Here is a 13487-nt window from a genome sequence, read left to right on the forward strand (position 1 = left end):
GTTATCCCTTCACGTTGGTGATGGAGCGCTGCGCGGCCGCGACGACGGCGTCGGCCGTGAAGCCGAACTCGCGGAAAAGTGTTGCCGCATCGGCAGATTCGCCGTAGTGCTCGAGCGAGATGATCTCGCCGAAACCGCCGACGATCTTCCACCACGGCATCGCGATGCCAGCCTCGATGGACACCCGCGCCTTGACGGTGGGCGGAATGACCTGGTCGCGGTAGTTCTGGTCCTGGCTCTCGAACCACTCGACACACGGCATCGACACCACGCGTGCCGCGACGCCCTGCGCCTCGAGCAGTTTCTGGGCCTCCACTGCGTACTGCAGTTCGGAACCGGTGCCGATCAGGACGACGTCGGGAGCGGCCTTGGAGGACTCGGAGAGGATGTAGCCACCTTTCGAGACGCCCTCGAAGCTGGTGCCTTCCAGGATCGGGATGCCCTGACGCGTCAGCGCCAGGCCGACGGGCCCGCTGCTGCTCGACCTGGCGAGCACCGACTGCCAGGCGTAGGCCGTCTCGTTGGCGTCACCGGGGCGTACGACAGACAGGTTGGGAATCGCACGCAGGGCCGCGAGGTGCTCGACCGGCTGGTGCGTCGGGCCGTCCTCGCCGAGGCCGATGGAGTCGTGGGTCCACACGTAGATGGGATCGATGTCCATCAGCGACGCCAGGCGAACCGACGGCCGCATGTAGTCGCTGAACTGCATGAACGTTCCGCCGTACGCGCGGGTCGGACCGTGCATGACGATGCCCGACAGGATCGCACCCATGGCGTGCTCGCGGATACCGAAGTGCAGCGTGCGGCCGTAGGGCTCGGCGTCCCAGTCGTCGGTGGAGATCGACGTGGGGCCGAAGGACTTCGCACCCTTGATCGTGGTGTTGTTGCTGCCGGCGAGGTCGGCCGAGCCGCCCCACAGTTCCGGAAGAACGGGTCCGACGGCGTTGAGGACCTCGCCCGACGCCGCACGCGTGGCGACGGCCTTGCTGCCGGGCTCCCACGTGGGCAGCACGTCGGTCCAGTTCTCGGGGAGCGTGCCCTGCTGAAGACGGTCGAGCAACTGCTTGCGCTCGGGCTCACGGGCCGCCCAGGCCTCGAACTGCGTCATCCATTCGGTGTGCGCGGCGCGGCCACGTTCCTGGAGCTTGCGAGTGTGGCCGATGACCTCGTCGCTGACCTCGAACGTCTTGGCCGGGTCGAAGTCCAGGGCCTGCTTGACCTTCGCGACCTCTTCGTCGCCCAGAGCGGCACCGTGGACGGCACCGGTGTTCATCATCGTCGGAGCCGGGAACCCGATGATGGTCCGCAGCACGATGATCGACGGCTTGTCGGTGACGGCCTTGGCGGCCTCGATGGCGTCCTCGATCGCGGTGACGTTCTCGCCGCCCTCGACGACCTGTACGTGCCACCCGTAGGCCTCGTACCGCGCGGCGGTGTTCTCGGACAGGGCGATGTCGGTCGAGTGCTCGATCGAGATCTTGTTGTCGTCGTAGAACAGGATCAGGTTGCCGAGCTGCTGGGTGCCTGCGAGCGACGACGCCTCGGACGTGACGCCTTCTTCGATGTCGCCGTCGGAGGCGATCACGTAGATGAAGTGATCGAACGGGCTCTCGCCGAGTGCAGGTTCGGGATCGAACAGTCCGCGTTCACGGCGCGATGCCATTGCCATTCCCACAGCGGATGCCAGTCCCTGGCCGAGTGGGCCGGTGGTGATCTCGACGCCGTCGGTGTGGCGGAACTCGGGGTGCCCCGGGGTCTTGGACTTGTAGGTCCGCAGTGCTTCGATGTCTGCGAGCTCGAGACCGAAACCGCCCAAGTAGAGCTGCAAGTACAGGGTCAGGCTCGAGTGACCGCACGACAGCACGAAACGGTCGCGGCCGATCCAATGGGTGTCGGTGGGGTCGTGGCGCATGGTGCGCTGGAAGAGGGTGTACGCGAGGGGAGCCAAGCTCATCGCGGTTCCGGGGTGGCCGTTGCCGACCTTCTGCACTGCGTCCGCTGCCAGGACACGAACGGTGTCGACCGCCCGGGTGTCCAGGTCCGTCCAGTCGCTGGGGTGGTGCGCCGTGGTGAGGACGTCAATATCGTCTGTGATCGACACGAGCAGAAATCTCCTGACATTCGTTCGAGTTGTGGCTCCGAGGATTCGTCGCTCGGCGGTAACTGCACAGCGCCTGCGTGAGGCGCGAACGTAGTCGATGCCGAAGGACGTCCCCCACCAGCCTAGTTCCGACCGACGCTACTGTCGTGCCTTCCCCCGTCGGAGCACTAACGTGTGTGGCGTCGCCGCATCGTTCTTCGGTTTGGGTGCCCTGCGAATTGGACGTGCAAACCCCGCCGTCTACCATCGTCTGTAGTAGGCGCATGTTCGACGGCTCCCGGGGGCAATTTCCGAACCGGGACCATCCGCGTGCGCGTCGGTGGCCGAGGTCCTCGTGAGGCGGTTCTCCCAGGATCGGTCGGCCGCCAGGAACGAACCCGCGTGCCCGACGGCGCGTGGCAAGTGGCCGAGCGCCAGAGAACGACAGTCGTGCGAGGAGACGCAGTGCGAATTGGGCAGCAGCCGGGCGGACACGGTTTCGCCGGCGGCCCCGGATTCGGAGCAGACGACCAGGGCGACACCGAACACGCCGCGTCGGCGCCGCGCAGAGCGTGGGCTCTCTTCCTGGCCTATGTCGCGCTGACGAAGCCTCGGGTCATCGAACTACTTCTCGTCACGACCATTCCCGCGATGCTGCTGGCAGATCGCGGTCACGTGGACCCGTGGCTGATTCTCACCACACTGTTCGGTGGAATGCTGGCCGCGGCGAGCGCGAACACCTTGAACATGGTGGTCGACGCAGACATCGACAAGGTGATGAAGCGCACCGAGAAGCGGCCGTTGGCCCGCGGCGCGATGCCTGTGTCGCACGCACTGGTGTTCGGTCTCGTCCTCGGGGTGTTCTCGTTCTTCTGGCTCTGGGCGACGACCAACCTCCTCAGCGGCGTGCTGGCCGTCGTCACGATCTGCTTCTACATCTTCGTCTACACCCTGGTGCTCAAGCGCCGAACTTCGCAGAACGTGGTGTGGGGCGGTGCCGCCGGCTGCATGCCGGTCATGATCGGCTGGTCCGCCGTCACCGGCACGATCGGCTGGCAGGCGCTGGTGATGTTCCTCGTCATCTTCCTGTGGACACCGCCGCACACCTGGGCCTTGATGCTTCGCTACAAGGAGGACTACCAGGCGGCCAACGTCCCGATGCTTCCTGCCGTCGCGTCGGAGACCAAGGTGACCAAGCACATCGTGCTCTACGCGTGGGCCACGGTTGCTGCGACGTTGGCACTGGCCCCGGGCTCCGGCGTCGTCTACGCGGTGATCGCGGTGGCATCGGGAGTTTGGTTCCTCGTCGTGGCGCACCGCCTGTACGCAGGCGTGCGGGCGGGAACACCGGTCAAGCCTCTCAAGCTGTTCATCCTGTCCAACGAATACCTGGCGCTGGTGTTCTGCGGCCTCGCCGTCGACTCTGTCCTCGGCTGGCAGACGCTCGCCCAGCTGGTCTCCTGAGCGAGCGCCTCCTCACATCTGCACCCGATCAGGGGACGAGAACGATCGAACCGGTCGTCTTGCGTCCTTCCAGGTCCATGTGTGCCTGCGCGACATCTTCGAGCGCATAGCGAGCGCCGACCTCGACCGTCAGAGCGCCGCTCGACAACGCCTCGAACACATCACCCGCACGCCATTCGAGCTCGGCCCGGTCCCGTATGTGATGCGCCAGCGTGGGTCTGGTCAGAAACACCGATCCGGCCCCGTTGAGCCGTTGTGGGTCGAACGGCGGTACCGGTCCGCTCGCAGCACCGAACAGGGCCAGCGTGCCTCTGATGCGCAGCGACGCCAGACTGGCCTCGAACGTGTCGGCTCCGACACCGTCGTAGACGGCATGGACGCCCTCGCCGCCGGTGAGCTCGCGAACCTGGGCCGCAATGTCGTCGTCGTACCGCAGTACGTGGGCGGCACCGGCCTGGGCCGACCGCTCTGCTTTGGCATCGGTGGACACCGTCGTGATGACCCGTACGCCCTTTCCGACCGCCATCTGGGTCAGCAGTAGTCCGACGCCTCCCGCGCCCGCGTGCACGAGGACCGTGTCGCCGCTGCGCGCCGGGTAGGTGGACTCGATCAGGTAGTGCGCAGTCATGCCCTGGAGCAGCGCCGACGCCGCCTGATCGGCCGGAACGCCGTCGGGAACGGATATGGCGGACGAGGCGTCCACGACGACGAACTCGGCATAGCTACCCGGCGCGGCCGCCCAGGCGATGCGGTCCCCAGGAGCGAACGCGGTGACGTCCGGGCCGGCCTCGTGGACAACTCCGGAACCCTCGTCGCCGGGGATGTAGGGCAGGGACCGTGGATACAGGCCGCGGCGGAAGTAGGTATCGATGTAGTTGATCCCGATGGCGTCGACGCGCACGAGAACCTGCCCCGGTCCGGGCTCGGGAATGGGCACGTCCACGACGACCATGACCTCGGGTCCGCCGGTGTTGTCTACTCGAATGGCACGCATATCCCAGTTCTACACGGGAGCGATGTGAGTTCGAGAACGGACGCACGCTTCCACGACGGGTGCGACAAGTTACCGATCAGTAGCGATTCGGCGGGCCGATGCCGCCACGGTGGACGACCTCGGTATCGTGTCTGCATGGCTACCGAAATCGACAGTGCGGGCAACGAGAAGGACACGTCCAACGAGGTTCCGAAGGGAACTCTCGCGGCTGTGAAGGCTTTTCTCGCCGATCACGGCAACTCGGCAAGTGTGGTGATCCAACCCATCGGTCGGGCCGGAACCCGGCTCACGCTGGTCGGCGCAGACGGAGTGCTCGGAGACCAGGTGGTTCCGTCCACAGCGGTCGCACACGCGATCGTCGCCAGGTTCGACGAACTGACCGAGGCGGAGTGGGACCGCGAGCTGGTCAGTTCGGTCAATCCGGCACCGGGCCATTACGAGAAGATGGCCGGCTGGGTCGCTCGGCAGAAGAAGTTCCCCAAGGCCCGCAACCAGGCCATCGTCGGGTAGGACGAGAGCCGCAAAGTTTTTTCGACTCGACGGGAACCGTCTCGCGGTCCGATGCGTCGAAATCGGTGGAGGGGCAGTCGGCCATCTGAGGGGGAGGTCGGCTGCCCCTCCACTGCGATTCGAAACTGCTGTGCTCGGACACGCGCGTGTCGAGCCGGCTGAGGAGCCGACACCCGAAGACTGCCGGGCCTCAGGACGCTGCGGCAACCCTGTCCACGTCGGCTTCCCGATCGGCAACCGCAGGACCGCGTGTTCTGCACGATGCCCACAGCGCAGCCGTGGCAGCCGTGCAGGCACCGGCACCGGCAACGTGGAACGCGACGAGTACTGCGGGAACGCCCGTGAAGTACTGCACCAGGCCGATCAGGGACTGGGCCAGCACGATCGCCACCAGAACGTGAAGCCGCTGCTTGACGGCAGTCGGCGCTCCGACCGCGTACAGGGCGAAACCGAGCCCGACGAGCAGCGCGAGATACCCGACCAGGAATTGCGAGTGGGCGTGCACCAGCGTGACGATCTCGATGCCCAGGCGCGGTACCGGCTCGTCGATGCTCTTGTCGCCGGCGTGCGGGCCGGCACCGGTCACCATCGTCCCGGCGATCAGTACGCCGGTCAGCGCGACGCCGGACAGGGCAGTGAGCCCGCGTAGCGCGGCGGGGACGGTGGGCAGCGACTTCGGCGCGGCGTCGGTTTCACCCACCTTGACGAACAGCAGGGTAGCCAGCCAGACCATCGCCATCGACACCACGAGGTGAATGGCCACTGTCCACCACAGCAGGCCGGTCAGCACGGTGACGCCACCGATGACGGCCTGCACGACGGTTCCCAGCGGCATGAACCACGCGAAGAGCAACACCTCGCGCCGCCGGGCCGCGCGAGTGACAGCGAGAACGACCGCCGCAGCGGCGATGACCACCACGAAGGTGAGCAGTCGATTGCCGAACTCGACGGCCTGATGCAGCACCGGAACCTCGGATACTCCGACCGGCGTGAAGCTTCCGGGGAAGCACTGTGGCCAGGTGGGGCACCCGAGCCCGGAGCCGGTCACTCGAACCACCGCACCGGTGACGGCTATGCCGCCCTGGGTGAGGATGGCGATGAATGCCAGCACCCGCTGTACCCGCAGCGAGGGCAGGGGCAGATAGGCCACGAGGCGCAGGAACACGCCGTAGAGCTTCCGTAGGAGGTAGGGCACTCCACGATGGTAAACGCCGATCAACTACACAGCGTCGTTGGGTAGAGCGACCGGCGGAAAGCCTCGCTCAGGTGAATTTGAAGGTTCGGACCGCGAGAGTGCCGCAGACCGCAGCCCAGACGAGCAGCACGGCGACCCCGAAGAGGTCGAACGACGAGGCCACACCGCGGTTGAGCGCCTCGCCGAGTGCGCCGGACGGGACTATCCGTGCGACGTTCTGCAGGCCCTGCGGAATCTGGTCGTCGACGAACACCGCGCTGCCGATCCCGAGCATCACGAACCAGGCGACGTTGGCCAATGCCAACACGATCTCCGCCCGCAGGGTGCCGCCGAGCAGCAACCCCATCGAGGCGAACGTCACCGTTCCCAAAGCGATGACGACCGCCCCGAGCAGCAGGCCTGCCGCACTCGGTCGCCAGCCGAGGGCGACGCCGATCGAGCCCAGCAGAACCGACTGCATGATCACCACGATCACGACGGCTACCGACTTGCCGCCGATGATTCCCCACCGTGGGAGTGGCGTGGCACCAAGTCTCTTGAGGGCGCCGTAGCGACGATCGAACCCGACGGCAATCGCCTGTCCGGTGAATGCCGTCGACATGATGGCCACCATCATCACCGCCGGCACGACCCGCGCGACGCGGTCGTCGCCGAGCTCACCGAACGGCAGCAGGGTGAGTCCGATCAACAGCGTGATCGGAATGAACATCGTCAACAGCAGCTGCTCACCGTTGCGCAGCAACAACTTCAGCTCGAGACGCGACTGCGCGAACAGCATCCGAGCGGCCGACGCCGGCTGTGGGCGCGGCGCGAACAGTCCTGTCTCGAAACGGTTGTCGGCGAGCCGGGCTTCTCTGCGCACCGTCACATCCTCAATTCTCTGCCGGTCAGTTCGAGGAAGACGTCCTCGAGCCGCCGCTGATCGACCTGCAACTCCGTCGCCAACACGTTCTGCTGTGCGCACCAGGAGGTGACGACCACCAGGATCTGCGGTTCGATCACTCCGGTGACGACGTACGACCCCGGTGACGTCTCCGACGGTACGTAACCGGAGGGCAGGGCCGCGTCGAGCAGGGACAGATCGAGACCGGGGGGAGCGGAGAAGCGCAACTGTCCCTCGGCTCCCTGCTTGGTGAGCTCGGACGGGGATCCGGAGGCGACGACGCGACCGTTGTCGATGATCGTCAACCGATCCGCCAGCTGCTCGGCCTCGTCCATCAGATGTGTGGTCAGTAGAACGCCGACGCCGTCCCGTCGAAGTGCGTCGATCAATTCCCACACCAGCAGTCGGGCCTGGGCGTCGAGTCCGGCTGTCGGTTCGTCGAGAAACACCAACTCGGGGCGGCCGACGATGGCACAGGCCAACGCCAGTCGCTGCTGCTGGCCACCGGACAACCGTCGATAGGGTGTGCGGACCGCCGAGGTCAGGCCCAGACAGTCGAGCAGCCACGTCGTGTCGAGAGGGTCGGCCGAGTACGAGGCGACGAGCTCGAGCATTTCGCCCGCCTTGGACCCCGGGTAGGCACCGCCGCCCTGCAGCATGACGCCGATGCGGGGTCGGAGCTGGGCGGACTCGGCGATGGGGTCGAGGCCGAGGATTCTGACCGTGCCGCTGTCGGGTACGACGAAGCCTTCGCACATCTCGACGGTGGTGGTCTTTCCGGCACCGTTCGGGCCGAGCAGCGCGAGAACTTCACCCGCACCGATGCTCAGGCTCAGTCCGTCGACGGCGGTGGTGCCGTCGTAGGACTTGCGCACGTCGGTCAACTGCACGACAGGTTGCGCCGCATTCGAAGTCCCGGAGATCACGAGGACTCAGCGTATTCGTCGGTGTGCCGCTCGGGTGCCGGTGGTCCGCTGCGCGTGGGCCACGGCAGCCGGTTCCGTGTCAGCAGATACAACACGACGATGGTCAGGATGGTCATCACTGCGGCCTGCACGATCTGGAACGGCTGGTATTCGCTGCCGTTCGGCATGAGGATCACGCTGACCAAGGACGAGAAGGCAATGGCGGGACGCCGGAAGGACGGAGTGGTGGCCCATGCTGCCAGCGGGATCACCGCCCACAGCAGGTACCAGGGCTGGACTACCGGGAACAGCAGAACCACTGCTCCCAGCGCCACCCCCAGCGCTCCCACCGAGTGCAGTCGGCCCCTCAGGACAGCGACCAGCATGCGGATCACGATGACGCCGGCGACGACGGCTGCGATCGGCCGAGTGAGACTCAACACAGCGGTGGTGTGATCGCCGAGGCCGAGCAGCACGCCGACGAATCCGGTAGCCAGGCCGAGAATCGTGGGAATCGACATCCAGCTGCGCACCACCCCCGCGGTACCCAGAGTGTGGATCCAACCGAATCCGAGTCCGCTACCCAGGCTCACGGCGACTTGGACGGCAACGGCGATCGCGCCGAGCAGCAGCGCAGCGTAGACGACCGATCTCAGAGTGCCGCCCCACCGTCTCGACAGCGCCATGCCGACGAACCCCAGCGCTATCAGCGACGGGATCTTGATCGTCGACGAGAGTGCGATCACACCCGCTCCGCCGATGAGGAACGCGATATCGGTGCTGCGCAACGCACCCGGGCGCTCGATCGCACGCAGCGCCAGTTCGGTACCCGCGAGCATGAGCCCGATCATCAGGGCCTCGTTGTGAATTCCGGCGACCAGGTGGAACAGCAACAGCGGGTTCGCTGCACCGAGCCACAGTGCCGTGACCGACGCGACCCCGCAACGGCGTGCGAGACGCGGCAGCGCCCAGACGATCAGCGCGACTCCCGCCAAGGCGAGCAGTCGGTGCAGGAAGATGCCGGCGACGATGTTCTCGCCGGTCAAGTACGTGATCCCGCGCCCCATCCACAGGAACAGCGGACCGTAGGGTGCCGGAGTCTCTCGCCAGATGTTGGGCACCGTCCGGGTCAGGACGTTATCGGCCCCCAGTGCATCCACGGGGCCGATCTCGTAGGGGTCGAGACCGCGGGCCGTGATCTCGCTCTGGGCCAGGTAGGAGTAGACGTCGCGCGAGAACATAGGCGGTGCGACGCTCAGCGGCAGGATCCACAGCAGCAGAGTTCGGTCCATCTGCGATCGGGACAGGCGGCGGGGAGTCGCGCCCGATCGCGTCCGCCCCAGCGCGAACCTGCCGAGCAGTAGCCACGCGAGGACCACGACGACGGTTCCCGTCATGGTCACCGTCAGAGCCGACGTGGCCATGCGCGACGGCAGGCTCAGTAACCGGACGCCCGCGATCGGGTTCTGCAGTACCGGCTGCGCACCCGCGCCGAGCGCGCCGATCGCCATCAGCAGCGCGCCCGCGGCTCCGAAACGGCGAATGTTGCGTAGTTGAACGGTCTCGGCGGGATCGAGACCGGGTGCCTCCGGCTCGTCGCCGTGCAACGTGGCGACACCGGCACCCGGTGGGGTCGGTTCCAGGCCGAACACGCGCCGAGCAGGGGTGAGAATCATCCTGTGCAGCAGCGTGCCGCGCGCGGATTCGGGGTTCTCGGGATCGGGGGACGAGCTGGCACCGGTCGCGGAAGGCGAGTTCTCGGAACTCTGCTCACTCTCGGTCGATGGCACAGTGGGAGCGTAGCTGTGTGCAATAGCGCGATTCACCCGGTCCTCCGGACTCCGCGGCCTGCGTCGCTCGGCTCGGATTCACCTGAGGGATAGGGCACCCTTGCTGGACCAGGTGAAACAATTCCGTCACACTGGTGTTGTGAAAACAACCGAGAGCTCGCTCGTGCGTCCGGAAAGCGTCGATCCATCGACCGCCGGAGCAGGCGCGTCGTCGGTGCGACCGGCATCGGCCCCCGAGGGGCAGACGCGGGGCGCAGTGGTCACCCTACTGCTCGAAGAGGGCCCCATCACCGCGTCCGATATCGGCACTCGCCTTGGATTGAGCGCGGCCGGTGTCCGGCGCCACCTCGATGCGCTCATCGATGCAGGCGAGGCCAGGATCACCACCCCGGCCGGAGCACGTCAGCGTGGACGCGGGCGACCGGCCAAGCATTTCCAGCTCACCGCAGCCGGCCGCAATCGGCTGGGCCACACCTACGACGATCTGGCCGGAGCCGCCATGCGGCAGCTGCGCAAGATCGGTGGCAACGACGCCATCGAGACGTTCGCGCGGCAACGCGTCAACACCATCGTTGCCGACGTCGAACCCGCGACCGGTTCCGACGCACATGCCGTGGAAACGGCGGCGGGAAGAATTGCCGACGCGTTCAGTGCGGCGGGATTCTCGGCCACCACGCGGCAAGTCGGCAACGGAGTGCAGATCTGCCAACACCATTGCCCGGTGTCGCACGTCGCAGCAGAGTTTCCCGAGCTGTGCGAGGCCGAACAAGCAGCGTTCGCCGAGATCCTCGGCACGCATGTGCAGCGTCTTGCCACCATTGCGAACGGCAACTGCGCTTGCACCACACACGTACCGCTCACCTCGACGCGATCGAGGAGCGGTCGATCCGGTACCGACGTATCGACAGATAGTTCACACAAGATGACGTCCGACACGCAGCCCCGTGTCGGAGAACGCACACGCCTCCGGAAGGAGCCCGCATGACCGTCACACCAGACCAGGTGACACCCGCCGCGCCGCTGACTCAGGACGAGACCATCGCATCGCTCGGCACCTACGGATACGGCTGGGCCGATTCCGACGTGGCTGGCGCGAGCGCCAAGCGCGGCTTGTCCGAGGCTGTCGTCCGTGACATCTCGGCCAAGAAGAGCGAGCCCGAGTGGATGCTCGAAGCCCGTCTGAAGGCTCTCAAGACCTTCGACCGTAAGCCCATGCCCAACTGGGGTTCCGACCTGGACGGCATCGACTTCGACAACATCAAGTACTTCGTGCGGTCCAGCGAGAAGCAGGCCGCCACGTGGGACGACCTGCCCGAGGACATCAAGAACACGTACGACAAGCTCGGCATCCCCGAGGCCGAGAAGCAGCGCCTCGTCTCCGGTGTCGCCGCTCAGTACGAGTCCGAGGTCGTCTACCACTCGATCCGTGAGGACCTCGAGGCGCAGGGTGTGTTGTTCCTCGACACCGACACCGCGCTCAAGGAGCAGCCGGAGCTGTTCCGCGAGTACTTCGGCACCGTCATCCCCGCGGGCGACAACAAGTTCTCCGCCCTGAACACCGCAGTATGGTCCGGTGGATCTTTCATCTACATCCCGCCGGGCGTGCACGTCGACATCCCGCTGCAGGCCTACTTCCGGATCAACACCGAGAACATGGGCCAGTTCGAGCGCACGCTGATCATCGTCGACGAGGGTGCCTACGTGCACTACGTCGAGGGCTGCACCGCGCCGATCTACAAGTCCGATTCGCTGCACTCCGCCGTGGTCGAGATCATCGTCAAGAAGGGTGGTCGTTGCCGGTACACGACCATTCAGAACTGGTCGAACAACGTCTACAACCTGGTCACCAAGCGCGCCAAGGCAGAAGCAGGCGCAACGATGGAGTGGGTCGACGGCAACATCGGCTCCAAGGTCACCATGAAGTACCCGGCTGTGTGGATGACCGGCGAATACGCCAAGGGCGAGGTTCTCTCGGTCGCGTTCGCAGGGCCCGATCAGCACCAGGACACCGGTTCCAAGATGCTGCACCTGGCACCGCACACGTCGTCGAACATCGTCAGCAAGTCCGTCGCCCGTGGCGGTGGACGGACGTCCTACCGCGGTCTGATCCAGATCAACAAGGGCGCGCACGGCTCGCGTTCGACGGTCAAGTGCGACGCCCTGCTGGTCGACACGATCAGTCGGTCCGACACCTACCCGTACGTCGACATCCGTGAGGACGACGTGTCGATGGGTCACGAGGCCACTGTCTCGAAGGTCAGCGACGATCAGTTGTTCTACCTGATGAGCCGTGGCATGACCGAGGACGAAGCGATGGCCATGGTCGTCCGCGGATTCGTCGAGCCCATTGCTCGCGAACTGCCGATGGAGTACGCGCTCGAGCTCAACCGGCTCATCGAGTTGCAGATGGAAGGGTCGGTCGGATAAGTGAACAACCCCCTCACCGGAGTCATGGGTGCCGTGGCATCCGAGAACCCCGATTCCGCCAAGGAAGACAAGTCGAAGCTCGTCGCCAACAAGGGCGCTCAATTCACGTCGTACGACGTGAACGCGTTCGAGGTGCCGTCGGGCCGCGACGAACTGTGGCGCTTCACGCCGCTGCGTCGCCTTCGCGGCCTGCACGACGGTTCGGCAGTCGCCGACGGGACCGCTCAGGTCACCGTCGGGGCTGCGGACCAGGTGGTCGTGGAGACCGTGGGACGCGACGACGATCGACTCGGGAAGGCCGGCGTGCCTGCCGATCGGATTGCTGCACAGGCATATTCGGCCTTCACCGAGGCCACGATCGTCAGCATTCCCAACGAGGTCGAGGTAACGGAGCCGATCGAGATCACGATCGACGGTCCGGGCGTCGACCACGTCGCCTACGGACACGTGCAGATTCGCCTCGGCACGTTTGCTCGCGCCACCGTGGTGATCGATCAGCGCGGCAGCGGCACGTACGCCGAGAACGTCGAGTTCGTGCTGGGTGACAGCTCGCAGTTGCATGTCGTGCTGATCCAGGACTGGCAGTCGGACGCGGTGCACGTGGCCGCCCACCACGCCCTGCTCGGACGTGACTCGGTGTTGCGCCACTACAACGTCAGCCTCGGCGGCGACTTGGTGCGCATCAGCCCGACCGTGCGCTACAGCGCGCCCGGCGGTGACGCGAACATGCTCGGTGTGTACTTCGCCGACGCCGGTCAGCACCTCGAGCAGCGACTGCTCGTCGACCATTCGGCTCCGCATTGCAAGTCGAACGTGATGTACAAGGGCGCGCTCCAGGGCGAGACCGGACCCGGCACCGTCGACGCACACACCGTATGGATCGGCGACGTTCTCATTCGCGCCGAGGCCGAGGGCACCGAGACGTACGAACTGAACCGAAATCTCGTGCTCACCGACGGCGCTCGCGCCGATTCGGTACCGAACCTGGAAATCGAAACCGGCGAGATCGTCGGAGCAGGGCACGCCAGTGCTACCGGCCGATTCGACGACGAGCAGCTGTTCTACCTACGTGCTCGCGGCATCTCGGAGGAGGTGGCCCGCCGACTGGTCGTCCGCGGCTTCTTCCACGAAATCATCGACAAGATTCCGGTCCCCGCCGTACGCGAGCGTCTCGATGCTGCCATCGAGACCGAGCTCGCCGTCGTCGGCGCGTAGGCCCAACCGAACCTTTCTCGACTG

General features: G+C 66.0%; 11 protein-coding genes. 5 read left to right on the top strand and 6 right to left on the bottom strand.

Annotated features, from left to right (window positions below; all coding sequences use genetic code 11):
* Position 1 precedes the first annotated feature (1 nt).
* A complete protein-coding gene (tkt, locus tag CH278_RS13490; protein WP_094622131.1) occupies positions 2–2101 on the bottom strand; it encodes a transketolase in 2100 nt (699 codons plus the stop codon).
* A gap of 444 nt (positions 2102–2545) precedes the next feature.
* On the opposite strand from tkt, the gene CH278_RS13495 reads away from it, so the two are divergent.
* Complete coding sequence (locus tag CH278_RS13495; RefSeq protein ID WP_094622220.1) at positions 2546–3544, top strand: heme o synthase; 999 nt, start codon at positions 2546–2548, stop codon at positions 3542–3544.
* A gap of 28 nt (positions 3545–3572) precedes the next feature.
* On the opposite strand, the gene CH278_RS13500 is transcribed toward CH278_RS13495, so the two are convergent.
* Entirely contained in the window at positions 3573–4538 is a 966-nt protein-coding gene (locus CH278_RS13500) for a quinone oxidoreductase family protein (RefSeq protein WP_032372461.1), read from the bottom strand.
* 135 nt (positions 4539–4673) lie between these two features.
* Here CH278_RS13500 and CH278_RS13505 point away from each other — a divergent pair, with 135 nt between their 5' ends.
* On the top strand, positions 4674–5048 hold the full coding sequence (locus CH278_RS13505; RefSeq protein ID WP_027497017.1) for a hypothetical protein: 375 nt from the start codon (positions 4674–4676) through the stop codon (positions 5046–5048).
* A gap of 190 nt (positions 5049–5238) precedes the next feature.
* Here CH278_RS13505 and CH278_RS13510 read toward each other — a convergent pair whose 3' ends face one another.
* From CH278_RS13510 to mptB, 4 genes are all read right to left on the bottom strand, one after another.
* Positions 5239–6243: a COX15/CtaA family protein gene (locus CH278_RS13510; protein WP_094622132.1), complete on the bottom strand. Its 1005-nt coding sequence runs from the start codon at positions 6241–6243 to the stop codon at positions 5239–5241.
* A 67-nt stretch (positions 6244–6310) separates the two neighbouring features.
* Positions 6311–7105 carry an ABC transporter permease gene (locus CH278_RS13515; RefSeq protein WP_371828113.1) on the bottom strand — a complete coding sequence of 265 codons (795 nt, stop codon included), beginning with the start codon at positions 7103–7105 and terminating at the stop codon, positions 6311–6313.
* Between the two features lie 2 nt (positions 7106–7107).
* Positions 7108–8052 (bottom strand): ABC transporter ATP-binding protein, encoded by a 945-nt coding sequence (locus tag CH278_RS13520; protein WP_032365765.1) that lies wholly within the window; start codon positions 8050–8052, stop codon positions 7108–7110.
* Positions 8049–9707, bottom strand: a complete 1659-nt coding sequence (gene mptB, locus CH278_RS13525) for a polyprenol phosphomannose-dependent alpha 1,6 mannosyltransferase MptB (protein WP_230593504.1) — start codon at positions 9705–9707, stop codon at positions 8049–8051. Before mptB ends, CH278_RS13520 begins: the two co-directional genes overlap by 4 nt.
* Before the next feature lie 172 nt (positions 9708–9879).
* Here mptB and CH278_RS13530 point away from each other — a divergent pair, with 172 nt between their 5' ends.
* Genes CH278_RS13530 through sufD form a run of 3 tightly spaced genes read left to right on the top strand, consistent with a single transcriptional unit; the run spans position 9880 to position 13463 of the window.
* On the top strand, positions 9880–10806 hold the full coding sequence (locus CH278_RS13530; protein ID WP_371828537.1) for a helix-turn-helix transcriptional regulator: 927 nt from the start codon (positions 9880–9882) through the stop codon (positions 10804–10806).
* Positions 10803–12248 carry a Fe-S cluster assembly protein SufB gene (gene sufB, locus CH278_RS13535; RefSeq protein ID WP_027497021.1) on the top strand — a complete coding sequence of 482 codons (1446 nt, stop codon included), beginning with the start codon at positions 10803–10805 and terminating at the stop codon, positions 12246–12248. Before CH278_RS13530 ends, sufB begins: the two co-directional genes overlap by 4 nt.
* Positions 12249–12272: 24 nt before the next feature.
* Positions 12273–13463: a Fe-S cluster assembly protein SufD gene (sufD, locus tag CH278_RS13540; protein WP_094622221.1), complete on the top strand. Its 1191-nt coding sequence runs from the start codon at positions 12273–12275 to the stop codon at positions 13461–13463.
* Positions 13464–13487: the final 24 nt, after the last annotated feature.

Source organism: Rhodococcus sp. 05-2254-5 (genome assembly GCF_002258575.1).
GTDB classification, from domain to species: domain Bacteria; phylum Actinomycetota; class Actinomycetes; order Mycobacteriales; family Mycobacteriaceae; genus Rhodococcoides; species Rhodococcoides fascians.

Coding starts and splice junctions, on each gene's coding strand:
- CH278_RS13500 (WP_032372461.1), bottom strand. CDS start 4,538: ATGCGTGCCATTCGAGTAGACAACACCGGCGGACCCGAGGTCATGGTC.
- mptB (WP_230593504.1), bottom strand. CDS start 9,707: ATGATTCTCACCCCTGCTCGGCGCGTGTTCGGCCTGGAACCGACCCCA.
- CH278_RS13505 (WP_027497017.1), top strand. CDS start 4,674: ATGGCTACCGAAATCGACAGTGCGGGCAACGAGAAGGACACGTCCAAC.
- sufB (WP_027497021.1), top strand. CDS start 10,803: ATGACCGTCACACCAGACCAGGTGACACCCGCCGCGCCGCTGACTCAG.
- sufD (WP_094622221.1), top strand. CDS start 12,273: ATGGGTGCCGTGGCATCCGAGAACCCCGATTCCGCCAAGGAAGACAAG.